Annotated in this window: 20 protein-coding genes; 15 read left to right on the top strand and 5 right to left on the bottom strand. The window is 62.2% G+C overall.

Translation table 11 applies throughout. From position 1 onward, the window contains the following. Positions 1-2 precede the first annotated feature (2 nt). From CHB65_RS11280 to CHB65_RS11250, 7 genes are all read left to right on the top strand, one after another. Positions 3-1,652, top strand: coding sequence for an electron transfer flavoprotein subunit alpha/FixB family protein (locus CHB65_RS11280; RefSeq protein WP_089385175.1), 1,650 nt, complete (start codon positions 3-5; stop codon positions 1,650-1,652). Further along, on the top strand, positions 1,645-3,309 hold the full coding sequence (locus tag CHB65_RS11275; RefSeq protein WP_089385174.1) for an FAD-dependent monooxygenase: 1,665 nt from the start codon (positions 1,645-1,647) through the stop codon (positions 3,307-3,309). Before CHB65_RS11280 ends, CHB65_RS11275 begins: the two co-directional genes overlap by 8 nt. 6 nt (positions 3,310-3,315) lie before the next feature. Continuing rightward, positions 3,316-3,762, top strand: a complete 447-nt coding sequence (locus tag CHB65_RS11270) for a hypothetical protein (protein ID WP_089385173.1) — start codon at positions 3,316-3,318, stop codon at positions 3,760-3,762. 231 nt (positions 3,763-3,993) lie between these two features. Continuing rightward, positions 3,994-4,332 (top strand): SHOCT domain-containing protein, encoded by a 339-nt coding sequence (locus tag CHB65_RS18005; protein WP_089385172.1) that lies wholly within the window; start codon positions 3,994-3,996, stop codon positions 4,330-4,332. Positions 4,333-4,664: 332 nt separating this feature from the next. After that, positions 4,665-5,399 (top strand): bifunctional helix-turn-helix transcriptional regulator/GNAT family N-acetyltransferase, encoded by a 735-nt coding sequence (locus CHB65_RS11260; RefSeq protein ID WP_089385171.1) that lies wholly within the window; start codon positions 4,665-4,667, stop codon positions 5,397-5,399. 171 nt (positions 5,400-5,570) lie between these two features. Continuing rightward, positions 5,571-6,224 carry a helix-turn-helix domain-containing protein gene (locus CHB65_RS11255; RefSeq protein ID WP_089385170.1) on the top strand — a complete coding sequence of 218 codons (654 nt, stop codon included), beginning with the start codon at positions 5,571-5,573 and terminating at the stop codon, positions 6,222-6,224. A 96-nt stretch (positions 6,225-6,320) separates the two neighbouring features. Continuing rightward, positions 6,321-7,697 (top strand): aminomethyltransferase family protein, encoded by a 1,377-nt coding sequence (locus tag CHB65_RS11250; RefSeq protein ID WP_089385169.1) that lies wholly within the window; start codon positions 6,321-6,323, stop codon positions 7,695-7,697. An 84-nt stretch (positions 7,698-7,781) separates the two neighbouring features. Here the strand turns inward: CHB65_RS11250 and CHB65_RS11245 are convergent, their stop codons facing one another. Together CHB65_RS11245 and CHB65_RS11240 are read right to left on the bottom strand one after the other, a co-directional pair. Next, on the bottom strand, positions 7,782-8,639 hold the full coding sequence (locus tag CHB65_RS11245) for a methylenetetrahydrofolate reductase (protein WP_089385168.1): 858 nt from the start codon (positions 8,637-8,639) through the stop codon (positions 7,782-7,784). A gap of 76 nt (positions 8,640-8,715) precedes the next feature. After that, the gene (locus CHB65_RS11240; protein WP_089385167.1) at positions 8,716-9,954 is read right to left on the bottom strand and encodes a prolipoprotein diacylglyceryl transferase; all 1,239 of its coding nucleotides are present in this window, start codon (positions 9,952-9,954) and stop codon (positions 8,716-8,718) included. A gap of 284 nt (positions 9,955-10,238) precedes the next feature. Between CHB65_RS11240 and CHB65_RS11235 the strand changes: the two genes are divergently transcribed. The 3 genes from CHB65_RS11235 to CHB65_RS11225 all read left to right on the top strand — a co-directional run bounded on the left by CHB65_RS11235 (position 10,239) and on the right by CHB65_RS11225 (position 17,554). Then, positions 10,239-12,812 (top strand): GcvT family protein, encoded by a 2,574-nt coding sequence (locus CHB65_RS11235; protein WP_089385166.1) that lies wholly within the window; start codon positions 10,239-10,241, stop codon positions 12,810-12,812. Between the two features lie 291 nt (positions 12,813-13,103). Next, positions 13,104-15,656, top strand: coding sequence for a GcvT family protein (locus CHB65_RS11230; RefSeq protein WP_089385165.1), 2,553 nt, complete (start codon positions 13,104-13,106; stop codon positions 15,654-15,656). A gap of 170 nt (positions 15,657-15,826) precedes the next feature. Further along, the gene (locus CHB65_RS11225) at positions 15,827-17,554 is read left to right on the top strand and encodes a formate--tetrahydrofolate ligase (protein ID WP_089385164.1); all 1,728 of its coding nucleotides are present in this window, start codon (positions 15,827-15,829) and stop codon (positions 17,552-17,554) included. A gap of 35 nt (positions 17,555-17,589) precedes the next feature. Here CHB65_RS11225 and CHB65_RS11220 read toward each other — a convergent pair whose 3' ends face one another. Then, a complete protein-coding gene (locus CHB65_RS11220; protein WP_089385163.1) occupies positions 17,590-17,970 on the bottom strand; it encodes a Rid family detoxifying hydrolase in 381 nt (126 codons plus the stop codon). 130 nt (positions 17,971-18,100) lie between these two features. On the opposite strand from CHB65_RS11220, the gene CHB65_RS17900 reads away from it, so the two are divergent. The 3 genes from CHB65_RS17900 to ilvA all read left to right on the top strand — a co-directional run bounded on the left by CHB65_RS17900 (position 18,101) and on the right by ilvA (position 20,747). Next, on the top strand, positions 18,101-18,232 hold the full coding sequence (locus CHB65_RS17900; RefSeq protein ID WP_281251563.1) for a hypothetical protein: 132 nt from the start codon (positions 18,101-18,103) through the stop codon (positions 18,230-18,232). A gap of 365 nt (positions 18,233-18,597) precedes the next feature. Continuing rightward, positions 18,598-19,491: a bifunctional methylenetetrahydrofolate dehydrogenase/methenyltetrahydrofolate cyclohydrolase gene (locus CHB65_RS11215; protein ID WP_089385162.1), complete on the top strand. Its 894-nt coding sequence runs from the start codon at positions 18,598-18,600 to the stop codon at positions 19,489-19,491. Further along, complete coding sequence (gene ilvA, locus CHB65_RS11210) at positions 19,488-20,747, top strand: threonine ammonia-lyase (RefSeq protein ID WP_089385161.1); 1,260 nt, start codon at positions 19,488-19,490, stop codon at positions 20,745-20,747. Before CHB65_RS11215 ends, ilvA begins: the two co-directional genes overlap by 4 nt. Before the next feature lie 153 nt (positions 20,748-20,900). Here the strand turns inward: ilvA and CHB65_RS11205 are convergent, their stop codons facing one another. Then, positions 20,901-21,248: a hypothetical protein gene (locus tag CHB65_RS11205; protein ID WP_089385160.1), complete on the bottom strand. Its 348-nt coding sequence runs from the start codon at positions 21,246-21,248 to the stop codon at positions 20,901-20,903. A 185-nt stretch (positions 21,249-21,433) separates the two neighbouring features. Between CHB65_RS11205 and CHB65_RS11200 the strand changes: the two genes are divergently transcribed. Together CHB65_RS11200 and CHB65_RS11195 are read left to right on the top strand one after the other, a co-directional pair. Continuing rightward, a complete protein-coding gene (locus CHB65_RS11200) occupies positions 21,434-21,856 on the top strand; it encodes a universal stress protein (RefSeq protein WP_089385159.1) in 423 nt (140 codons plus the stop codon). Between the two features lie 56 nt (positions 21,857-21,912). Continuing rightward, positions 21,913-22,167, top strand: coding sequence for a hypothetical protein (locus CHB65_RS11195; protein WP_218818941.1), 255 nt, complete (start codon positions 21,913-21,915; stop codon positions 22,165-22,167). A gap of 138 nt (positions 22,168-22,305) precedes the next feature. Here the strand turns inward: CHB65_RS11195 and CHB65_RS11190 are convergent, their stop codons facing one another. Continuing rightward, positions 22,306-24,168: a BCCT family transporter gene (locus tag CHB65_RS11190; protein WP_089385158.1), complete on the bottom strand. Its 1,863-nt coding sequence runs from the start codon at positions 24,166-24,168 to the stop codon at positions 22,306-22,308. Between the last annotated feature and the right edge of the window lie 406 nt (positions 24,169-24,574).

Genomic DNA, 24,574 nt, shown 5'->3' with positions numbered 1-24,574 from the left:
TCATGGTGGAGATCGACCCCACCGAACACGAGATCGCCGAACTCGGCCCGAAGGTAAACGGGATCGACGACGTCGAGGAGCTCCGTGAGATGCTGGAGCTGGAGACGGGCGGCGAGGACCGCGCCCCGGTGAAGACGCTTATCAACAGCCGGATCGAGAAGTTGGAGGCCGACGGCGAGGAGATCGATCCCGAGACGGTCGACCTCGCGGAGCTCTCCATCGCGGACGTCGCCAACATGGTTCGCGACGTCGACGACGGCGACGTCCTCCGCGATCTGCTGGAGCGTGAAAAGGCGGGTGAGGACCGTTCGGGGGCGATCACCCAGATCGAAAACCGTATCGAGTCGGTGGAGGGAACCGATGAGGGCGACGGGGAAGCCGTCGAGTACGTCCCGCCCGAGGAGAAGCACCCGGACCTCGACCATCCGACCGCGGACAAACAGTACGTCGAGGGCGTCTCGGGTGAGACCTATCGCGACATGTGGGTGTACTGTGAAACCCAACAGGGGGAGCTGATCGAGGTCTCAAAGGAGATGCTCGGCCGCGCCCGCGAGATGATGGACGAGTACAACAGCGAGGATGGCTACGGGGGCGACGAGGAGGGGAACCCCGAGGACGTCGTCGCCGTGCTCATCGGGGATGGCGTGGGCGAACTGGCCGAGGAGGCGATCGCCTACGGGGCCGACCGGGTGGTCTACCACGACGATCCACGACTGGAGCGCTTCCGGCATAAACCGTACACGGAGCTGTACGTCCACATGTGCCGGGATTTCGAGGCGGCGTGGCGCGACTACCATGAGCCGCGATACAACGTCTTCCCGGCGACCAACAACGGCCGGGACCTCTCCGCGCTCGTGCAGGGCGAACTCGACTCGGGGCTCGCGTCCGACTGTTCGGACCTCTACATCGATGACGCGATGATCTCCAACCCGGCGAAGACCGGCAAGCCGGGCGACAGCGTGGAGTTCGAACGGGTCCTCCACATGCCCCGGCCGGACTTCTCCGGGTTCGAATACTCAACCATCCTCTGTATCGACAAGCCCCATCGCGACTTCCACCCACAGGGTGCGAGCGTGATCCCCGGCGCGTTCGAGGCGCCCGAGCCGGATCCCGAACGCGAGGGCGAGATCGTCGAACACGACATCGACCTTCCCGACGAGTGGTTCCAGGTGGAGATCGTCGACCACGACACGCTGGATTCGGGTGTCGACCTCACGGGCCGGGAGGTGATCGTCGCGCTCGGCCGCGGCATCGGAACGGATCCGACGCGGGGGATCGAACTCGGCGTCGAACTCGTCGACGCGTTCGACGACGCCGACCTCGGCCTGTCGCGCGGAGTTATCACCGCGTCGTACGCCTTCGACGGCCACGTGGCGGACTACATCACCGAGGAACGGCAGATCGGCGAATCCGGACAGGCCGTCGAACCCGATGTATACATCGCCGCCGGCATCTCCGGCGCGGTCCAACACAAGGTCGGCATGGACGAGTCCGAGGTGATCATCGCGATCAACGACGACCCGGACGCCGACATTCGGGACTTCTCCGATTACTACATCGAGGGTGACCTCTTCGAGGTGCTTCCGAAGCTGACGGCGGCCGTCGAACAGGGTGGGTCGATCGAGGCGGTGACGGGGGCGAGCGATGACTGACGAACACGAACACTACGAGGCGGTCGTCGTCGGGGCGGGTCCCGGCGGCGCGGCGGCGGCTGCAGCATTGGCACGGCAGGGCGTCGAGACGCTCGTGTTGGAGCGTGGGGTCGACGCCGGCTCGAAAAACGTCTCCGGCGGGCTCATCTACGCGGAGGAGTCGGCCCCCTACACGATCGACGACCTCTTTCCGGCGATCCGCGAGGAGGCGACCGAGCGGCCGATCGACGAGTACCTGATCCACAACATCGCCGGCGACAAGGTGAAGACGTTCGATCTGGACCGGATCCACCACCACGACACCGACTGGTGTGATGCGGTGCTCCGGCGGCGGATGGATTCGTGGCTCGCCGAGCGCGTTCATGAACTCACCCGTGAGACGGGCGGCGGGCTCTTGACGGAGGTACGGGTCAACGGCCTGTTGCGCGAGGACGGCGAGATCGTCGGCGTCACCTGCGACGAGCTCGATCCGATCAAAGCGGACCTGATCGTCGCCGCAGATGGGGTCAACTCCGAACTGGCGCGGGATGCGGGATTGATGAACTGGGATGAACCCGAGGACTGGTTCCAGGGCGTAAAGGCGGTCGTGGAGATGGAACCGGAGGTCATCGACGAGCGGTTCGGACTCGACGGCGAGCCGGGAGCCGCCCACCTGTTCTCGGGCGACCTCTTCGAGGGCGTCCGCGGCGGCGGATTCCTCTACACCAACACCGACTCGCTGTCGATCGGCACGGTGTTCCATCTCGATTCGCTGGCGGCCGAGCGGGCGGAGCCCCACGAGCTGTTGAACGCGCTTCTCACCCATCCGTTGCTCGATCAGTGGCTTCAGGGGGAGTACGAGGAGCGTGAATACTCCGCGAAGCTGGTCCCGGACTCGAAGAAGGTCGCGCATCCCTCACCGCATCGCGGACGGCTGCTGCTCGTCGGCGACGCGGCCGGACAGATGCAGGCACAAGGACCGATCATCAAAGGAATGAATCACGCCGTCACGGCCGGCGGCCTTGCCGCCGAGGCGTATGCGGACGCGAAGACGCGAGGCGACCCGACGAAAGCCGGGGAGCTGTATGAACGGAAACTTAACTCGGAGGGGGTGATGGACCAGCTCCGTCCGACCCGCTATCGCGCAACCCGATCCATCGCCGAGAGCGACGTGGTGACCGGCGTCGGCAGTACGCTCATCAACTCACCTGTCGGAGCGCTGGGGATGAAAGCGCTCGGCGGTGCCGCCGAACGGGCGTTCAACTCGCCGTTCCTGTTGGGGATGGTCCCGGACAGCAGCATCTCCTATGTGGAGATCCCGATCCGGATCGCCGAGGTGCTCGGCGAGCCCATCGAGGGCGAGGGAGACACCATCGAGCCGCCGAAACTCGCCGACCGGATCGGTGATCTCACCTACGACGTCGGCGACCCGCATATCGAACTGCTTGACGACAGCTACGCCGCGAGCGGGACCGCGGTCACCGCCTGTCCAGTCAGCGCGGAGGGGTTCGGTGGCGGCTGTTACCGCGATGAACGGGTGCAGACGAACGGCGAGGAGAAACACCTGGTCAGCCTCGACACCCAGCCCTGTATCGAGTGTGGCACCTGCGCCGTCGTCGCAGACACCGACTGGGATCACCCAAGTGGCGGCAAAGGTGTCGAGTACAAACAGGGGTGAGCTTCCGTGACCGGACGTGATGTCGCGGCTGATCGACACGGGTCGGCGTCGGCGTTTGCCGACCGCATCGCGTCCCTCGCGGCACAGGCGGCTGCCACCCGCGACCGGTTCGATCCGAGCGAACTGGACGGGAAAGACGGCGAGGAGACCGAACTCGCCGGTTCGTCCGTCACCGATCATGAGGAGGCGGCGCTCGTCGCCGCCCGTGACGGTCTTGGCCCCGTCGTGGGGCTGTACGTCGAGGCGCGGACCGCGGCCGACCCCGTCCGGTTTTCCGCGACGGAGATGCAGCGTCTCCATGCCGCCACGAACGACTGGCTCGCCGTGTATGCCCGGTGTCATGGCGTCGAGGCGGACCCCGATGTGACGGTTCGGGAGGCGGCGGAGGCGCTCGTCGCCACCCACGATATCACCGACGTCGCCGCGTTGTTGACGGGACTTCACCGTCGATAGCTCGGATCCGTGAGTGACAGAACTCGCGGAACACGTTCCGTCCGAGCCGATCGCTAGCGTGCACGTCGACGTGCGGAGATCGCTGTGAAGTCGGACCGGTCGGCACCAAACGGCTCCCTGAACGGATCTACTCGACAATAAACGCCGAGAGGCGAGTATGAACGGTCTCCGCGATCCTCCGATGGACGTTCACACCCATGGGCTCAAATCGCCCGTGAATCTATGAAACCTATGGCGACCGACAACGCGCTAACACAGACGCTATTGATAGTGATCGCCGCGATCGTCTTCTTGCCAGTGCTCATGATGGCAGTCGCGATGCCGATAATGGGACTGTGGGGAGGTGGTCACATGTGGAACGGAACCGGTGTCTCCTGGATGTGGGCCCTGCTGTCCATCGTGCCGCTGCTTTTGATCCTCGGCGTTGGCTATCTGTTATATCGTGGCGTTCGTGGATCGGAAACCAACCGACCGGATCCGGCGCTCGAAGCGTTGCGAGCGGCATATGCCCGTGGAGACCTCACCGACGAGGAGTTCGAGACGCGTCGAGAGCGATTGACCCGTGAGTGACCGATACAGCCCTGTTGTGTCCGCAGGGACTATCGATCACCGACGAACTGAGATGTGAGTCAACTGATGGGGAAAACAACGGGGTTTTCTATTCAACGACGGGGGAAGTGACCAACTCCGACAGCGTCTCGATCTCGATTCGTCGCTTTCGTGTCCCATTTCGTGGTAGTTCATCGGTCCCGATCTCACCGCTGTCGAGTGCGGCCGGCATCTTCGGATTCGCCCGTGTACGCTGCTATCCGCAGCAACGTCCCCCATGCGGTTCGGTCCGGTCTTTCGAAACCGATCTATCCTGAACAATACTTAAGTATGGATGCGAGGTACGGAGTAGCATGGAACTCACCCAGCGCGTCTCGATCGAGAACCGGGATCGCAAGGACATTTACGCGTACATCGAGCGGCGGGGCTCCGTATCCGCCGACCAGGTGTGTCGGGAACTCGGTTTCGACGAGCACGCGTTCGGCCACCATCTCGCGGTGTTGCGGCGCGATGGCTACGTCCGTCGGGTCGGCGACGACCTGGAGATCGCCTTCGATACCGACAACGGCGTCACCCACGAAGGCGCCGATACGCGCTATACGATCCGGACCGCCCGACAGGCCGACCTCGGCGGCCTCATCGGCGTGCTCCGGCAGGTCGCCGAGGATGGCTCATACATCGAAGCCGAGACGGTCGCCGACCTGCTCGATTTCGAGGAGGCGCTCAACCGTCACAACGAGGTGAGTTCGCGAATGTTCTTCGTCGCGACCGTCGAGGATCAGGTGGTCGGATGGGTCCATCTCGACCTTCCGGAGGCGGATAAACTGAAACACACCGCCCGCCTCACGGTCGGGGTAATGGAGGAATATCGCGGGCAGGGTATCGGCGAAAAGCTCCTCGAGAAGGGTTCCTCCTGGGCACGAGAGATCGGATTCGAGAAACTCTATAACAGCATTCCTGCCACCAACGAGGGGGCGATGGCGTTTCTCGAATCACACGGGTGGTACGAGGAAGCCGTCCGCCGGGACCACTACCGGATCGACGGGGAGTACGTCGATGAGGTGATGATGGCCGTCGATCTGCGCTAGCGTTGACCCGACGAGCGGCGATGTGACCGACGTGTCCGGAAGCTTTGTGCGGTGATCGATCCGATTGGGATTCCGTGTCCCAGCGCGTATCGTCCGATTCGACCGATAGAGTGACGACGATTGATCGCGTTTTCGCTCACACCCACCGATCCGTCGCACGCGCAGCTACCCATGTCAATTACAGCCACGATCCACATCGAACACGAACGGCTCGCCCTCGTCCCGACGCTTCGAAGCCTCGGTGATGTCACAATCCGTGTCATTCCACAGGGGACCACCGACCCCGGATCCGCCGTTTTCCCGTTCCTTGTCGAGTACGACGACCGGGAGACGATCGAGGATACGTTCGAGGCTGATCCGACAGTTGCGACCTACGAACTCGTCGACTGGACCGACCGGACCGGCATCTACTACATCGAACACACTCCCGAGACCGAACTCATCAGCACCATCGTCACCGACGAGAACGGGTTTTTAGCGCACACGGAGACGAAAGACCGCGGCTGGCTCGTCCGGTTGGTGCTGCCCGACCGCGTCGCGTTGAACTCGATCTGGGAATATGCGACCGAACGGGACATCTCGCTCGACATCATCAACGTGTACGGAAACGCCGACTCCGGCGGGGAGGAGTCGTACGGCTTGACCGACGAACAGCGGTTGGCGCTTCAGGTGGCGTATGATAACGGCTACTTCAGCGAGCCCAGGGAGATGTCGCTGAACGACGTCGCAGAGCAGATGGATCTCTCCTCGACGGCGGTGAGCGGCCGGCTCCGGCGTGGCATCCGCAACCTGATCGCCGCGACGATCGACGACGCCAACGACTGATGATGCGGTTCCCCCGTAGCCCTTCGGGGGGTGTTATAAACACCGCCAGTAAGCAACGGTCCGTTTTATGTGTATTTGTACTCGTTGATCATAGGCATGACCGGGAACCAAGAGCATCCCAATTATCCCAGTGTTGATCAATCGGATCGGACGGTACCGCGGAACCTTCGCCAGACGGGCGACCCCGGCATCGAGATGTTGGTCTCGACGCGGGTTCGAAAGTCGCCGTTTTTCCACAAGTCCTTCGTCGAGAACGGCGCGTGGCGGTGTACCGTGTATAACCGACTGTATCACCCACGAGGGCTCGTCGAGCCCGAGGACGGCGGAGCGATGGCCGAGTACGAGGCGCTGACCGAGAGCGTCACGCTCTGGGATGTCGCCGTCGAGCGCCAGATCCGTGTCAAGGGCCCCGACGCGGAGGCGTTGACCAACTACGTCGTCACCCGAGACGTGACCGGTATGGACCCGATGGACGGGAAGTACGTCATCCTCTGTAACGAGGAGGGCGGCGTGCTGAACGACCCCGTCCTGCTCCGTCCCGAGGAGGACGAGTTCTGGTTCTCGATCTCGGACTCGACGCTGATGCAGTGGCTGCAGGGCGTCAACGTCGGTGAGAACTTCGACGTGGAGATCGACGAGATCGACGTCGCGCCGATGCAGATCCAGGGACCGCTCTCGGAGGACGTCATGGTCGACGTCGTTGGCGAGGAGGTCAGTGAGATCCCCTACTATGGGCTCATGGACGCCGAAATCGACGGCTGCTCGGTGCTGATCAGCCAGACCGGCTTCTCAGGCGAGAAAGGCTTCGAGATCTACGTCCGGGACGCCTCGAAGAACGCCGAGCGCGTCTGGGACCCCGTCATGGAGTCAGTCAGAGAGCACGGCGGCCGCCAGATCGCTCCCGGTCACCACCGACGGATCGCCGCCGGTATCATGTCCTGGGGACAGGACCTCGATCACGAGACGTCGCCCTTCCAGGTCAACCTGGGCTATCACGTTCCCGACGACAAGGAGGCCGACTACATCGGCAAGGAGGCGCTCGAAGCACAGAAAGCGCAGATCGAAAACGGGGAGTATCCGTTCAATCTCAAGCTCATCGGCTTAAAAATGGCCGGCGAGCCGATCCGCGATTACGCACCCGACTTCTGGCTCATCTCCGACCCCGAAACCGGCGAGGAGTGCGGCTACCTCACCTCGCCGTGGTGGAACCCGGATCTCGAGACCAACATCGGGATGGGCTTCGTGCCGGCCGAGAAGATCCAGGAAGTCACCGACACGCCGCTCAACGACGACATCTACGCCGAGGAGCTCGACCTCGAGTTCGAAGTGCACCTGCCGGACGAGTACGCCGACGAGCCCGGTGAACCCGTGTTCGCGACGGCCGCGAAGGTTCCGTTCAAGGAGTCCGTCAACCCGAGCGCACGGGAGCTAGCCAAGCTCAACGCGCGGAAGGAAGCACAGCAGAACGACTGATACCGGTCGGTTCGGGGCGTCTCGATTTTTTCGTGGACGATTTGACGAGGTTCGACCGTCGTTATGAGTCGATGGGGTGGCGGCTCACGCGAGCCGTCCACGACGCCACGATTCGGTGTCCGGCGTCTGGTTGAACGTGTAGATGTGGACCCCACGGATATTATATGTCTCGTCTCCGACATGCGGCGAGAGGCCGTCGATCAGGTCGTCGGGTTTATATCTTCCACGCGATCCGACGAGTTGCTTGACGAATCCGAGGATGCCGGTCGTCTTGCGGAGGAATTTGACCGAATCGCCGACGCCGACTTTCTGTGAGATCTGGAGCAGTCGCTGGTAGTTCATCACGCCGGGAATGCCGATCTCAACGGGGAGGTCGATCCCCCGATCCCGGATCGTCTCTATCCATTCAAGCACCGTATTCGGGTCATAACAGAGCTGGGTGACGATGTAGGTGGCGTACGGTGCCTTTCGCTCCATCGACGCGGCGAGTTCCTCGTCGTCGATAAAGGCGTGCCCCTCGGGATAGCCGGTGATACCGACCTCCGGGAACGAGTACGGCAGGTCCTCAAGCGCCACGAGCATGTCGTACGCCGATTCGAACTCGCCGGCGGGTTCCTCGCGGTCGCCGCCGGGCACGAAGATATCGGTCACGCCGGCGGCCTCCAAGCGCTCGGCGATCTCCTCGAGCTGATCGGTATCCTCCACGTAGCGGGCGGCGATGTGTGGAACGACATCGTATCCCAACTCTTTGGCCAACTCGGTCTTTTCGACCGTCCGCTCGATCCCGAGCTGTGGCGAGGTCGTGATCGCGATGGTGGCGTTCTCCGGGAGGTGTTCGATCTCCTCGTCGAAGCTTTTGAACGGCATCAGTTCGAACCGCGCGCTCGTCAGCAGGGTTTGAACCCCGTGAACGTCCGTCGCCGCACTCGTTCCCGTTGCCATAACTTACAGAGTAAACGGTTTCCGGATACTTTTATACACGGGTGAAATGGAAAACCCGTTTAAATAGGTGGGCGGCTCACGCCTCGTTCGCCCGACAGCGGTTGATCCGCCCGGCGACCGTTTCGTAGTTGATCGGCTCCTCGGGTGCCTTCGAGAGCGGTCGTGAAACCAGGTCCAACAGGTCGAGATCGGCGAGGAGGTCACGTGTTTGTTTACGGTCGAGGTCGAGGCGACGAGTCGCCTCGTGGACGGTCATCGATTCGATCACGGCGTCGACGACGTCCTCCATTTCGAGCCCATCGGGAAGGTCGACGTGATCGGCGAGGGATCGGTCATCGAGCGTCTCGTCGGCCGTGAACGGGGCGTCCCGCTGGGTGGCGGAGGATCGATCCGTCGGTTTCTCGGACGGTTCCTCGGCTGTCCCCGCGGAGGGTTGTTCAGGCGTCTCTTCGGAGGACTGGTCGGGTGTCTCCGCGGATGGCTGCTCCGGGCCCTCGTTCTCGGACGATGTGGATCCGGATGACGTATCGTAGGTATTTGGCTCATGGATGTCCGCTTGGATCATGTATCGGCGCACCGTTTCGGAGGAGACGTCCATGTCGATCCGCCGGCTCATCTGTGTGAAGCTATCACAGAGCTCATAGAGCCGCTGGAGGTAGTCGGTGTCCTCATACGGCGGAACCGACTCGTCACGGGTAGCCGCGAGCGTATCATCGATCACATCGCGTGTTTCAGTCGAGGGATCGGCGTCTCCCCCGTCGGTCTCGACCGTGGAGTCCACCTCGTTGGCGGCCGGTTCACCCGCGGACCGGTTCCGTCCCTCGTCTTCGAGGGTTCCGATCCGCCCGTCGTCTTCGCCCGCTTCTGCCCATCCGTCGCCCTCTGCTGACGGCTCGCCACCGGTGGACGTCGTCTCATCCCGTTCATTCGAGGGGCTCGCCGCCGAGGCCGCGACGGGCTGATCCCCCGGTTCGACGAGACACTCGACGCGCAGACGCACCTCGTCGTCCTCGACATCGACAGTCGTGTCTACGGACGAAAACGTCGCCCCCTCGAGCGTCGGCGGCTCGTCGAGCGAGGTGAGCTCGTATTCGATGTGTACGTTACCGTCGTCGGTTATCGACGCCCCCATCGGGGTGAGTCCCTGCCGACCCTCACTTCCGAGAAACGTCGATATCGGGACGTCGATCGCGACGGACAGTTTGTCCCCGTTCGGATCGGCGGGCATCGCGGTGACCTGCGTGATCGATCCCCCGTGTGATTCGTAGTGATCGACGATCTGTGAGAGGGCGTCGAAGGCGGTGCCAAGTCCCATATCAATGATCGTTACTGACACCTTGTGCCACATAGTAGTTCATCGGGAATAACAAACCCATTCAAATACTCACGTCTGATTCGGGAGCGACGGGGATTCCCGGCTGACGTGCGGAATCGGGGCTCCGACTCGACGAACTGAGGGACTGACCTGACGGACAAACGAACGATGGAGGATCCGTCACGAGCGTCTGACTCGACCTATCACTTGTTCAAAAGGACGAACTGATGATCGATGGAGACGATAGCTATTTTCCGAGCCATCGCTACTGTCTATCCAGTACCATGGACACGACTGACAGCGTGCCGAAAGAGGCCGACACCGTCATCGTCGGCGCCGGTATCGTCGGCTGTAACATCGCGTATCAGTTGACGAAATTGGGCCGATCCGACGTGGTCGTCGTCGACCAGGGGCCGATGCCGACGACGGGCGGATCCTCGACGCATGCGCCGGGTATCATGTTTCAGACCGCGGAACCGAAGGTCCTCGGCCAGTTTGCCGACTACAGCCGGCGGCTCTACTCAGAGCTCGAGGGCGCCGACGGCACGCAGGCGTACAACGAGGTGGGTGGGATCGAAGTCGCCAGAAGCGAAGAACGGATGGACTTCCTCCAACGTCGGGTCGAACACGCGAAGGCGTGGGGGATCGAGGACCCACAGCTGCTCACCCCCGAGGAGGTCACCGAACACCTGCCGCTTGTCGACCCGGATCGGATCCTCGGCGGCTACTACTCGCCGACCGACGGACAGGTCTCCGGCGTCGTGGCCTGTGACGCGCTCGCACGGGAGGCGATGGACCGTGGCGCACGGTTCGTCCCGCACACCCGAACCGAGGACGTCGAGATCGATGACGGGGCGGTCACCGCTGTCGTGACCGAGAACGGAACGATCGAGTGTAACGAGGTCGTCATCGCGACGAACATCTGGGCGCGACAGCTCGGCGACCGGCTCGGGGTCCACCTCCCGGTCGCGCCGGTCGAACACCAGTATACGATGACCGAGTCGCTGGAGGAGTTAGCCGAGGGCGCCGTCGACATCACCGACCATCCGCTCTTTGAGAACTACGAGAACGTCTCCGGGGAGAAGGCCAAGCGACTGCTCGTCGGCCCGGATCGGCCGATCCTCCGCGATCAGGACAACGCGATGTACTACCGGACCCACGGGGACGCCTACGGCATCGGATCGTACAACCACGAACCGATCGTCCCGAACCCGAAGGACCTCGGTCGGAACGATCCGGACGGCGAGCAGGGGTCGGTCCACGAGTTCACCGAGTACCACATGGAGAACGCGACCCATCCCGACCGTCCCGACAAGGCGCCTCGGCAGGCGAGCGACGAGCTGATCCCGGCGACCGCCGGCAAGGAGCTCGAACACAAATACAACGGGATGTTCGCGGAGTCTCCGAACGGACTTCCCGTAATGGGCCCAGTGCAGGAATACGACGGCCTGTGGACGGCGGCGGCCATCTGGGTCACCCACGCAGGTGGCGCGGGGAAAGCCCTCGCGGAGTGGATGGAGAACGGCGTCCCCCGACTCGACACCGGCCCGATCGACCTCGCCCACTGCGACGTCAATCGGTTCGACGAGCACGAGGGAAGCTGGGATTTCACCCACGACATCGGCGGCGAGGAGTATCGTATCGTCTACAACATCATGCACCCGAAGTGGGTCTGGACGGACCACCAGCGTGACATCCGGCGGACGCCGATGTATCACACCCACAAAGAGTACGACGCGGAGCTGTGGGCCGAGGCCGGCTGGGAGGAGCCACACTGGTTCGAGTCGAACGCGGACTTAGTCGCCGAATACGCCGACCGGATCCCGACGCGTGAGGGATGGGAGGCGAAATACTGGTCGCCGATCGAGGGCGCGGAGGCGCTTCACGTCCGCGAGAAGGTCGGCCTCCACGACATGACTTCGTTCAACAAGATGGAGGTCGTCGGGGGCGACGCCGACGAGTTCATCCAGTATCTCTGTACGAACGACATGGACCTCGCCGTCGGCGACGTGAAATACACGCTCATGTGTAACGAGGGTGGCGGCGTCAGAGCGGACATCACGGTCACGCGGACGGGCCCGGATCGATATCTGCTGTTGACCACCGGGCGTGAGGTCGGCAACAACCACGTCGCGTGGGTGCGTGAGCAGGCACCCGAGGGCGTCGTGGTGAACGACGTCACCTCGAGTCTCGCGGCGATGGTCTGTACCGGTCCGGACGCCCGGAAGGTCCTGAGCGAGGTGACCGACGCCGACCTCTCCGATGAGGCGTTCCCCTTCTTCACGAGCCAACGGCTCTTCGTGAAGAACATCCCCGTCACGGCGCTTCGGGTGTCGTATGCCGGCGAGCTCGGCTGGGAGCTGTACACCCCGTCGGAGTATGGCGAGCGGCTCTGGGAGCACCTCCTCGATGCCGGTGAGGCGTACGATCTCCGACCGTACGGGAACGGCGCGCTCGACTCGCTGCGCATTGAAAAGGGATTCCGACTGTGGGGTGAAGACCTCCACACCGAGCACAACCCCTACGAGGCGGGGCTCGGCTGGGCGGTCGACCTCGATACCGACTTCATCGGCAAGGAGGCCGTCGCCGCGGCCGCCGCTGGCGACGATATCAAACACAAGGTAGCCTGCCTCACGCTGGACGACCCCGAAGCGGTCATCCTCAACCATCGGCCCGTCCTCGACGGCGACGAGACGATCGGCTACGTCCACAGCGCCGAATACGGCTATACGGCGGGTGCCTGTATCGCGTACACGTATCTCCCACCGGAGTACGCCGAGCCGGGCACGGAGGTTGAGGTCCTCTACGAGGGTGAGCGCTACGCCGCGACCGTCAGGGAGGAACCGCTCGTTCCCTGATCGGCTATTCGTCTCGTTCGTCCCTGATCGGCTACGCGTCGCCGCTGGCTCCGGCGCCGACGTCCGGATCGGGATCTGTCTGGCTCGCAACGGGCTGTGTTGCCGTCGCCATTCATATACGATTTCAGTTATGTTGTGGTTCGGTGGGGGATCACCCGCGATAGGCGACGAACCGGCGGCATTCTACTATCCGGTATACGCGGTCGATTTGGGCGCTCTCAATGGTATGTGTCTGCGGGGAGAACTGCGGCCGACCGTGTATTTAATATCATGACAGTATGGAGTGAGTCCATGGGCTCAGAGAGTCTACCGTCACGGGCTGATACGGTTATCATCGGGGCCGGCGCGGTCGGCTGTAGCGTCGCGTACCATCTAAGCGAACTCGGTGCGGAGGACATCGTCGTTATCGATCAGGGACCGCTACCGGTCACCGGCGGATCGTCGGTCCACGCGCCGGGAATCATGTTCCAGACGTCGCCGTCGAAGATCCAGACGAAGACGGCCTACTACACGAGCCGGCTCCTCTCGGAGGCCGGCGTCTATCATGAGGTGGGTGGGATCGAGGTCGCCCGCAGCGAGGAGCGGATGGACTTCCTCAGGCGGCGGGTCGAATGGGCGACCGCGTACGGCCTTCCGGAGCCGCAACTGCTTTCGCCCGAAGAGGTCGTCGAACACCTGCCGCTCGTGGATGAATCGCAGATCCTCGGCGGCTACTACTCGCCGACGGACGGCCGGGTCGACGGCATCGCGGCGCTCCAGTGGTACATGGAACACGCCGACGCGGCGTTCCATGGAAACACCGAGGTGACGGATCTCGATGTCGAAGGCGGGGAAATCAACGGGGTGGTCACCGACCGTGGCCGGATCGACTGTGAGCGGTGTGTCATGGCGACGAACAACTGGGGCTATCAGACCGGTCAGCTGGCGGGGATCGATCTCCCGATCGCGCCGGTCGAACACCAGTACGTCGTCACCGAACCGCTGGCAGAGCTCGCCGATGCGGGAAGCTCCGTCGGGGAGAACACGACCGGCCTGGAGGTACCGGGCGATCGGGCCATCCAGGAGTACATGAGCGAAGCCCCGCATCAGCCCGTCGGTCGCGACCAGGACAACTCGCTGTACTTCCGGACCCACGGCGACGCGATCGGGTTGGGCTCGTACAACCACGAGACGCTCTCGGTGGACCCCGACGCGATGGGGAAAAACAGCGAGGACCGACAGGCGTCCGTCCGCGGGTTCACACCGGAACACTGGCACAAACCGACCCACCGAGGCCGAGAGAAGTCGCCGAAACAGGCCTTCGACGAACTCCTTCCGGCGACCGCGGACGCGGAATACGAGGCCACCGAGAACGGCATCTTCGTCTTCACGCCGGACGGAATGCCCGCGATCGGCGAAACACGGGCGGTGGACGGTCTGTGGTCCGCGCTCGCCATCTGGTGGACCCACTCCGGTGGCTACGGTCGGATCCTCGCGGAGTGGATGGAAAACGGCGTCCCGAGGCTCCCGTCCGGCCCGGTCGACACCGGCGGCATCCACGTTCGTCGATTCGAGCCGCACGCCGGCGAGAAGGGGTACTTCGTCGACCGCGGGGCGAAACGATACGAGCAGGTCTACAGCATCGTTGAGCCGCGCTGGCAGCCGTCCTCCCATCGGGGACTTCGGACCAGCCCGTTCTATGAAAAACAGCGGGAGCTCGGCGCGGAGTTTTACCAGAGCGGCGGCTGGGAGTCGCCGCAGTGGTACGAGTCGAACGCGGACCTCGTATCCCGATACGAGGGGATGATCCCCGAACAGGACGGCTGGCAGGGGATCAACCGCTCGCCGATCGAGGGCGCCGAACACCTTCACACCCGCGAGCACGTCTCGATGTTCGATATGACCTCGTTCTCCTCGATCAGCGTGACCGGCGCGGGAAGCACCGACTTTTTACAGCGGGTCTGTAGCAACGACATCGACGTCGACGTCGGGCGGGTCCGCTACTCGCTGTTGTTGGACGAAGGGGGCGGCATCCTCGCCGACGTGACGGTCGTCCGTCTCGCCGAGGAGGAGTATATGGTCACCACCGGCGGCGGCAACTCGCCGGGGATCCACGGCGGCTGGCTGGAGGAGCACGCACCGGAGACGGTCTCGGTGCACGTGGAGGAGGGAGCGAAATCGACCATCGGCCTCTGGGGGCCGAAGTCCCGGCTGCTCTTACAGCGGTGTACCGACGCGGACGTGAGCAACGAGGGGTTCCCCTACTTCCGGGCGAAACGGATGTACGTCGGCGAGGTGCCGGTGATCGCGCTCCGTGTCTCATACGTCGGCGAACTCGGCTGGGAGCTATGGGCACCGGCGGAGTACGGCCGTCGTCTCTGGGAGACGCTCTGGGAGGCCGGAGATGACCTCGACGTCCGCCCGATGGGCGGCGGTGCGCTGAGTTCGATGCGGTTGGAGAAGGGGTATCGACTCTGGGGGGCGGACATCGACACCGACGCGAATCCCTTCGAGGCGGGGCTCCCCTTCGCGGTGGATATGGATACCGACTTCATCGGCAAGGAGGCACTGGAGGCCGCACGGGCGGACGGGATCGAAAACCGGATCACGCCGATCACCGTGGACGACTCGACGGACATCCTGCTCACCGGCCGTCCCGTTTGCGATGGCGAGGAGACGCTGGGATACGTCCAAGCCGCAAACTACGGCTACAGCATCGGGGAGTCCATCGCCTACACCTACGTGCCGAGTGAGTACGCCGAAGCCGGAACCAGCCTTCAGGTGCATTGTGAAGGCGAGGTATACGACGCGACGGTTCGTGACGAGCCGCTTTTCGACCCGGGACGAAACAAACTCATTCGATAAGGCGGCGGCGCTCGGGGGTGAATCGCCGCGATGGGCGCTCCACATTCTATCATATTTCGTCCAGATTGGGGGAACGAGCGGACACGAGCGCCCGGTCGGCGAACACATCCTTTATATATGCTATCAGATGGGAGAACATTATTAGTGGGTCCTGCGGAATATCCGCTCAGATGGTTTCAGAAGACAGCAATCAGGAGCCCTTTCCGACGGACTACGATATCGCACAGTCAGCGGAGATGGAGCCGATCTGGGAGCTCGTCGAGCCGTGGGGGCTCGGCTTGGAGGACCTCCAGTACTTCGGCGAGTACACCGCGAAAGTAAAACATCACGCCATCGAGCGTCTCCGGGAGGAGTCCACGGAGAAATCGCAGAACTTGGTGTTGGTGACCGGGATGACCCCGACGCCGAAAGGCGAGGGGAAGACCGTCACCACGGTCGGGCTCGGTCAGACGCTCAACCACATCGGGAAAGAGACGATGATCGCCATCCGGGAGCCGTCGCTCGGGCCCGTCTTCGGCGTGAAAGGCGGCGCGGCCGGTGGCGGCAAGTCACAGGTGCTCCCGATGGAGGACATCAACCTCCATTTCACCGGGGACATCCACGCCTTGACGGCCGCACACAACCTGATCGCGGCGATGCTCGATGCGAAGATCTCGCAGGGTAACGAGCTCGATATCGACGTGACGAACGTCGCGTGGCCGCGGGCGATCGACATGAACGACCGGGCGCTCCGTCAGACCGTCGTCGGTCTCGGCGGCAAGACCGGCGGGACCCCCCGTGAGGACAGCTTCCTACTCACCGCCGCCTCGGAGCTGATGGCGGTGCTCTGTCTCGCGAGCGACCTGGCGGATCTAAAGGAACGCATCGGCCGGATCATCGTCGCCTACGACGAGGACGGGAACGCGGTGACCGTGGACGACATCGAGGCCACCGGCCCCGCGACGATGCTCCTCCGCGATGCGATCAAACCGAACGTCGTGCAGACGATAGAGGGGACGCCTGCGTTCGTTCACGGCGGCCCGTTCGCGAACATCGCGCACGGGACGAACTCGCTCATCGCCGATAAGACCGCCTTCGGCATGGGCGAGTATCTCGTCACCGAGGCCGGCTTCGGTTCCGACCTCGGCGCGGAGAAGTTCATGAACGTCGTCTGCCGGATGGGTGAAATGACGCCGAACGCCGTCGTGCTCGTCGCCTCGATTCGCGCGCTTAAATACCACGGGTTGGATCAGTGGCCGGTCGACTACGACGCCATCGACGACGCCGGAGTCGACGCCGTCGAGGCCGGCTTTTCGAACCTCGATAAGCACGTCCGAAACTTACAGAAGTTCGGCGTCCCGGTCGTCGTCTCGATCAACCGGTTCCCCGAGGACACCGACGAGGAGGTGCAGGCAGTACTCGACCACTGTACAAACGAGTTGGGCATCCGCGCGGCCGAGTCGAACGTCTTCTTGGAGGGAAGCGAAGGCGGCGTCGACCTCGCGGAGAACGTCGTGGACGCGGTCGAAGAGAGCGACGAGGAGGCCTTCGAGCCGCTGTACGATCTCGAAGCGCCCATCGACGAGAAGATCCGGACGATCGCCACGGAGATCTACGGCGCCGACGACGTGAAATTCACCGGGAAGGCGCTCAGTGATATCGAACAGATGAACGACCTCGGCTTCGACGACTACCCGGTCATCATGTCGAAGACGTTCCACTCGCTGAGCGACGATGCGAGCCTCAAGGGCGCTCCCGAGGGGTGGGAGCTCGAGATCAGCGAGATCTATCCCTCGGCCGGGGCCGGCTTCCTCGTCGCGCTGACCGCGGACGCGTTGACGATGCCGGGGCTGCCGGCGAGACCCGCCGCCGCCGACATGGACATCGACGCGGACGGAAACATCACCGGGCTCTTTTAAATACGGCTCTATCCGGAGCCGTTAGGAATCGGTCGCTATTCGACGACGGCGATCGCTTCGATCTCGACGGCGGCTCCCTTCGGAACGGCAGCCACCTCGATGGCGCTTCGAGCGGGCGGCTCCGACTCGAAGAACTCGCTGTAGGCCTCGTTGAACGCCTCGAAGTCGTCGATATCGTCCAGGTAGACCGTCGTTTTGAGGACGTCCGTAAGCGAGAGCCCCTCGGCGGCAAGGATCGCCTCGACGTTGGAGAGACACTGTCGTGTCTGTTCGGCGACAGGGCGGTCATCGAGGAGCTCACCATCGACCGTGAGCGGCAGCTGCCCGGCGGTGATGAGCAGTTCCCCGTTCGTCGTCGCTTGGCTGTACGCGCCGACCGCAGCCGGTGCATCATCGGTGCTAATAGTGCGTTTCACACCGGAGGTCGTGAGGGGACCATGATAAAGGTTGGTAGGTGTCATGACAGCGGCTGTCGATAGAGATCGTTCATTAAATTCATAGAGTAATAAGCGAAATTTTAAACCGTTCCGGCACCGAGGTACATATATGAGCCAAGCAAAACACACGACCCGATCAGCCGTTGAAGACCGCCAAGACACCGAGTTCTACCTCCCCGGGGCGTCGACGGGTATCGTCGCTCGCATCGAGAAGCTGTTCAACCGCCGTTCCGAGGAATAAGCGGCCGTCACGACAGGTAGCGCGTTTTCGGCCGACTGTTTTCAAACCGGCTTGATCCCCCGAGACCCGCCGATGGTTCACGAGTGACGCGGTCTCCCTTCGAACGCACCCTGCCCAGCACTCCGCGAGCGACGCGGAACCGTTTCGATCGACAATATCTGACAGCCTATCGAGTTGTTATGTAATGCGGCTCCCTCGCGGCTCGAAAAACGCCATATGCAGTGCATTATTACTGGATGCACACGAATCCATCCGCAGTACCCGGCCCCGAGCCGACTGGCGTACGGACCCACCGGGTTGCCCGACTGATCGAAAATGAGCATGAATACACAAGCCGATTTAGGAACCGGAGCAGGTGGACCAGTATGACACGGATCATCGACGGAAACGAGGTTGCCGACGGGATCACTGCGGCGCTTGAGGACTCCATCGAGGAACTCAAATCCGCGGGCGTGACGCCCTCGCTGGCGACCGTGTTGATGAGCGATGACGGGGCGAGCGAGACGTACGTCTCGATGAAACAACGGACCTGTGAGGAGCTCGGGATCGACGGGATCCATCACCAACTGGATGCGTCCGCGCCGGCCGAGGAACTCTTCGACGTCGTGGACGAACTGAACGCGGATCCGGACGTCAACGGGATCCTCGTGCAGATGCCCGTTCCGGATCACGTCGACAACGCCGCAGTCCTCCGTCGTATCGAGCCCATGAAGGACGTCGATGGCTTCCACCCCGAGAACGTCGGCCGGCTCGTCGCCGGCGATCCCCGATTTAAACCCTGTACACCCCACGGCGTGCAGAAACTCCTGGAGGCGGCCGACGTCGAGACCGAAGGGGCAGAGGCCGTCGTCGTCGGTCGATCGGACATCGTCGGCAAACCGATGGCGAACCTCCTGATCCAGAAGGCCCCCGGTGGAAACGCGACGACGACGGTCTGTCACTCGCGGACCAAGGACCTCGCCGAGAAGACCCGCGAGGCCGATATCGTCATCGCCGCGGCCGGCTATCCCGAACTCATCGACGGATCGATGATCGGCGAGGGGGCGGTGGTGATCGACGTCGGCGTCAACCGCGTCGAGGCCGATACGGAGAAGGGGTACAAGCTGGTCGGGGACGTCGACTTCGAGAGCGCGAAACCGGTCGCCGGCGCGATCACCCCCGTTCCCGGCGGCGTCGGACCGATGACGATCGCGATGTTGATGTACAACACGGTGAAGGCCGCGAGCATACAGTCGGGGGTCGACGTCGAACTCCCATGAGCGGTGACGCCCTCCCCGTCACGTACGCCGACATCGAGCGGGCACAGCGACGGCTCGACGATCCGTCGGTCGTCAAGCGAACGCCGATCGAACGCAGCACCTCCCTCGAAGCGATGACCGGGGCCGAGGAGGTCGTTCTCAAGTTGGAACACCTCCAGTGGACGGGATCGTTCAAAACCCGTGGCGCGTACAACAAGATCACTCGCTGTGTCGAGGACGGCATCGACCGTGTCGTCGCCGCCAGCGCCGGAAACCACGCACAGGGGGTCGCGCTCGCGGCGACGAAACGCGGGGTGGAGTCGACCATCGTGATGCCGACGAACGCCCCGCAAACGAAGATCGATGCGACCCGAGGCTACGGCGCGTCGGTCGAACTCGTCGGCAAGGACTTCCAGGCGGCCACGGCGTACGCGAAGGGACTGGCCGGAGAGACGGACGCGGAGTTCGTCCATGCCTTCGACGATCCGGATATCATCGCCGGCCAAGGGACGCTGGGTGTCGAGATGGCCGAGCAGTTTCCCGAGGTGGAGACCGTCGTCGTGCCCATCGGCGGCGGTGGATTGATAAGCGGCATCGCCACGGCGTTCGCCGAGCACAACCCGGATGCGCGGATCGTCGGCGTGCAGGCGTCAGGTGCTGAGACCGTCCCGGACAGCCTCGACAAGGGGATCCCACAGACGCTCGATTCGGTGGATACGATCGCCGACGGGATCGCGACCGGCGGGATCTCCGATCGCACGCTCACGATCATCGATCGGCATGTCGACGAGGTCGTCACGGTCACCAACAGCGAGATCGCCTCGGCGATCCTGGTGCTGCTTGAGCGGTCAAAACAGCTGGCAGAGGGGGCGGGCGCGGCCGCCGTTGCGGCGATCCGCAGCGACGCACTCGACGTCGAAGGAGAACGCGTGATGCCGCTACTGTGTGGCGGAAATTTGGACATGACGATGCTTCGAGCGGTGCTCATTCACGCGCTCACGCAACGACAACAGATCCTCCGGCTCCGGGTGCATATCGACGATCAACCGGGGAAGATGTCCGAGCTGTCGGGTATCATCGCCGAACACGAGGCGAACATTCAGACCGTGCGTCACGATCGGGCCTTGGAGGACCTCGACGTCGGCGAGGCGTATCTCATCTTCCAGATCGAAACGAGCGGGATCGAACACACCCGCAACATCGTCGAGTCGATCCACGAACACGGCTATGAGGCGGAGGTGGTGAACCGCGCGAGCGCCTCGACACGGTCCGCGTGAGCGTCGTCATCGGGGAGCGACCCACATTCCGAGGCTATTCCGTCCGACAAGGGGATTGATCGTCGACGGGCCAGTCACGGAATATCGAAGGAAGTGTGGGCTCGTTCTCGATTACGACTCGGCGTAACAGAAAAATTGCCTTACAAGCGGCCATCACTCCGCCCGATCACCGGCCATCCGTTCGATGATGGCATCCCGTGCTTGCTCGGCACACGACCGTTTCGCTCGCTGGAAATAGAGCGTGTTCTCGTCGACGGGATGCGTAAAGAACCCACCCGCATCCGGTTCGACGCCATGCTGGTGGATCTGGATGTGACCGGTAATAATACCGGACGTGTGCGTGACATCGTATATCTCATTCATTTCGATCCGCTTGTTTTCGTAGTTCGAACCCTTCGCGCGTTCGATCGTGAGATAGGTATCGTACACCGAGATCGATCCGTTCTGGAACTGACACTCGACGATCGACTCTCCAGACGGTGTATCAGTGGAGTTGCTCATCTCTCGTGCTACCGACAGCTACGGAACGACAACGTATAACATCCGATGGAAGCCACGACCGATACGGCACGAGCGCATCGTCACGCCGGCAGCAGTGACTGCGTCGTGTTCGTTGCTCCCTTGACAGCCAGTACAGAGCGGACCGACTTTTAAATAGGATGAGCGATAATCTGGTGAAGACAACAATGTACAATAAAATCCTCGTTGCGGTCGATGGCAGTTCGATCTCGGATGCGGCCGTCGAACACACCCTCGACCTCGCGGAGCTGACCGGCGCTGAAGTACACGCACTGTACGTCGTCGAAACGAAGGCGTCGTACATCATCACCGTCGATTTAACCGACGAAGAACTGGACGAATACAATCAGTACGGAGAAGAACTGGTGACGGAGGTCGTAAAAAAGGCCACGGAACGAGGGATTTCCAAGGCAAAAGGGGCAGTGAAGCGTGGCAAAGCCGGGCCTGAAATCGTCGAGTATGCCGACGAAAAGGGCATCGACGCAATCGTCATCGGAAAGCAAGGACACGGTGCGATCAACAAACTCGTCGGTAGCACCGCTGACAAGGTGCTCCAACTGAGCGATATCCCAGTCACCATCGTGCGGTAAGAGTGATTAATCCATTCAGCGGCGGGTTACCACACTGTAAACGGTGTGGCTACGAGTTGGAAGGCGATGAAGAGGCCTGTCCCAAATGTCAGTTCAACCCAAAATCGACGGGTTTACGCGTTGCGATGGGGCTGTTCATGATCGTCGTGCTAGCGATGTCTGTGACGATAGTAGCTGGACAGTTATGGCCGACACTCGGGCGGGCAATGATCGCGGTTTCCGGAGTGGCGTTCGTCCTTTCAGTAGTCGTCTTTTTTATTTCGTTCCTCGTGACGCCCTACCGGTTCGGATCGGTGTTCCGGCGCCTCTGAGACGGATCGCTGTATCCGTTTGTTAACCGGTCCAATCGCCACCGGTTCTCGATCGGGCCGGTACGGACATAACGCACGCCGTCCGAATCGAAGTGAAAAAGACCGAATAGGTCGTTCGTGAGCGAGCGGCCGACCGGATTAGTCGTCGGTCTCGCTCACGGTCGATCCGTCGTCGGTCCGACTGACTTCGGTGATGACCTGTCCACGGTCGGATTCGACCACGATATCACCGCTATCGACCATTTCGTCGATCCGCTCTTGGAACCGATCGGAGTTGAGAATCCGATACTCCTTCCGCAGTCCTTGGTAGACCGAGAACATCATGAAGATCAGGATGAACGCGAACGGCAAGCCAGTCACGATTGCCGCCGCCTGCAGTCCTGCAAGCGCGTCCGCACCGGCCGCAAGCAGAATCGCAATCGCGACGGCCCCCTCGGCCACTGCCCAGAAGACACGACCGGTGGCGCCGGTCGTGTGTTTCCCGCCCGTACTCAGGTGTTCGAGGACGAGCGATCCCGAGTCAGTGGACGTGACGAAGAACGTCGTCACGAGGATGATCGCGAGGATCGAAAGGATCTCCGTCCCCGGTAATTCGTTGAACATGGCGAACATCGCGGTGTCCTCTGCGAACGCGAGCGCCCAGATCTCTTCGCTGATCGGGCCGGCCCAGAGCTCTTCCCACGCACCGGTCAGTTCACCATCTGCGTCGTAGAACTCGCCGACACCGCCAAGGGTGCCGACCGTCTCACCGCCCCGTTCCATCGAAAGGGCCGAACCGCCCATCGCTCCGAACCATGCGAACGAGAACATCACCGGGATCAGCATCACGCCGCCGATGAACTCGCGGATCGTTCGGCCTTTCGAAATGCGGGCGATAAACATCCCGACGAACGGCGACCAGGATATCCACCACGCCCAGTAGAACACCGTCCAATCGACGAGGAACGCATCGCCTGCACCTGCATAGGATGGAGAGCCGCTGAACGCGTCGCCCTGCCCGGCGAAGAACGACAGCTCGAAGAAGTTCCCCAGATACGCACCGATTCCCTGGGGAATCATTCCGAGGATAGTCAACGTGGGACCGAGGACGAACACGGCCCCAAGAAGCAACAGCATCAACGACAGGTTCAGGTTACTCAGGCGCCGGATACCCTTTTCGAGACCGAGGTAGACCGAACCCGTTGCAAGGAGCGTTATGAACAGGACGATACCGACCTGAACACCTCCACTAAACGGTACTGCGGGGAAGAACCCGATGGATCCACCCAGGAATTCGAGCCCACGGTTGATCTGTAAGGCCCCGAGTCCGAGTGACGTCACCAGCCCGAACAGGGTCGCAAAGATGGTCAGGATGTCAATGATGTGTCCCGGCCATCCGTAGATCCGTTCACCAAGGACCGGCCAGAACACGGACCGGAACGTCAGGGGTAACCCACGGTTATACGAGAAGAAGCCCAACCCGAGTGCAACGAGGGCGTAGATGGCCCACGGATGGAAGCCCCAGTGGAACAGCGAGACTGCAAGCGCAACGTCGACCGCGCCCTCCGAACCACCGGTTGCACCGAGGTGTGGATCGTAGAAGTGGAACACCGGCTCGGCGACGCCGAAGAACATCAGCCCGATGCCCATACCGGCGCTGAACAGCATTGCGATCCAGGAGATGTCGCTGAACTCCTGTTCGCCGTCGACACCGCCGAGACGGATCGATCCGTACTTGCTTATCGCGAGCCCGACCATGAACACGATGAAGGCGTTGGCTGCCAGGATGAACAGCCAATCGAACATCTCAGACACCCACTCCCTGGCGTCGCCGTAAGCGGTTCCGGCCTGATCCGGAAATGCCAGTGACAGGACGATAAAGAGCAGTATCAACCCACTGGCGATGAAAAACACCGGCGGGTTGATGTCGAAGCCGAACTTCTGTATGTTGTTACCTCCCGCTTCGTGATCGGTGTCCGCGTGGAAGAGTTCTGCCTGTATTCCACCGTCTTTATCTGTCATTGTGCTCCACCCGTTTTGCTCCAATTCCGTGTGACGTGTACATGTTTGAGTCTCGTTTTTGGTTGGATTGCCCTGTGCTCTTCGAGTATGTGCTATTGGTTAGCGTTCCTCCCGATAGATCATGACACGTTGTATTGACTTTATCGGTATTTCGGGTAACAGCTTCGCCGACGCCGCCGCTTTAGTATATATTCCTGGATTCCCTCATAATTTAAGATAATTGGCAGAATGTGTTTGGTTTCGTTTCGATCACAAACAACGAGGATCCCACAAAGCGGACAACGGGGATCCCTAATACGGTCACCCACACAGGCGGTGTTCAGATAAGGATGAAGAGTGAGGCGGTGCGTTTTCAAAGTGATCTATGCCCGAAAACGACCGCCTCAACGGCTGTTTGAACGAGATT

This window comes from Halorubrum vacuolatum, from assembly GCF_900188065.1.
Taxonomy (GTDB): domain Archaea; phylum Halobacteriota; class Halobacteria; order Halobacteriales; family Haloferacaceae; genus Halorubrum; species Halorubrum vacuolatum.
This window is presented reverse-complemented; position numbering and strand designations above follow the sequence as displayed.

What these genes read in the sequence shown, in the direction of transcription:
- CHB65_RS11280 (WP_089385175.1), top strand. Translation starts at nt 3, where the DNA reads ATGGTGGAGATCGACCCCACCGAACACGAGATCGCCGAACTCGGCCCG.
- CHB65_RS11275 (WP_089385174.1), top strand. Translation starts at nt 1,645, where the DNA reads ATGACTGACGAACACGAACACTACGAGGCGGTCGTCGTCGGGGCGGGT.
- CHB65_RS18005 (WP_089385172.1), top strand. Translation starts at nt 3,994, where the DNA reads ATGGCGACCGACAACGCGCTAACACAGACGCTATTGATAGTGATCGCC.
- CHB65_RS11260 (WP_089385171.1), top strand. Translation starts at nt 4,665, where the DNA reads ATGGAACTCACCCAGCGCGTCTCGATCGAGAACCGGGATCGCAAGGAC.
- CHB65_RS11255 (WP_089385170.1), top strand. Translation starts at nt 5,571, where the DNA reads ATGTCAATTACAGCCACGATCCACATCGAACACGAACGGCTCGCCCTC.
- CHB65_RS11250 (WP_089385169.1), top strand. Translation starts at nt 6,321, where the DNA reads ATGACCGGGAACCAAGAGCATCCCAATTATCCCAGTGTTGATCAATCG.
- CHB65_RS11245 (WP_089385168.1), bottom strand. Translation starts at nt 8,639, where the DNA reads ATGGCAACGGGAACGAGTGCGGCGACGGACGTTCACGGGGTTCAAACC.
- CHB65_RS11240 (WP_089385167.1), bottom strand. Translation starts at nt 9,954, where the DNA reads ATGGGACTTGGCACCGCCTTCGACGCCCTCTCACAGATCGTCGATCAC.
- CHB65_RS11235 (WP_089385166.1), top strand. Translation starts at nt 10,239, where the DNA reads ATGGACACGACTGACAGCGTGCCGAAAGAGGCCGACACCGTCATCGTC.
- CHB65_RS11230 (WP_089385165.1), top strand. Translation starts at nt 13,104, where the DNA reads ATGGGCTCAGAGAGTCTACCGTCACGGGCTGATACGGTTATCATCGGG.
- CHB65_RS11225 (WP_089385164.1), top strand. Translation starts at nt 15,827, where the DNA reads ATGGTTTCAGAAGACAGCAATCAGGAGCCCTTTCCGACGGACTACGAT.
- CHB65_RS17900 (WP_281251563.1), top strand. Translation starts at nt 18,101, where the DNA reads ATGAGCCAAGCAAAACACACGACCCGATCAGCCGTTGAAGACCGCCAA.
- CHB65_RS11215 (WP_089385162.1), top strand. Translation starts at nt 18,598, where the DNA reads ATGACACGGATCATCGACGGAAACGAGGTTGCCGACGGGATCACTGCG.
- ilvA (WP_089385161.1), top strand. Translation starts at nt 19,488, where the DNA reads ATGAGCGGTGACGCCCTCCCCGTCACGTACGCCGACATCGAGCGGGCA.
- CHB65_RS11205 (WP_089385160.1), bottom strand. Translation starts at nt 21,248, where the DNA reads ATGAGCAACTCCACTGATACACCGTCTGGAGAGTCGATCGTCGAGTGT.
- CHB65_RS11200 (WP_089385159.1), top strand. Translation starts at nt 21,434, where the DNA reads ATGTACAATAAAATCCTCGTTGCGGTCGATGGCAGTTCGATCTCGGAT.
- CHB65_RS11190 (WP_089385158.1), bottom strand. Translation starts at nt 24,168, where the DNA reads ATGACAGATAAAGACGGTGGAATACAGGCAGAACTCTTCCACGCGGAC.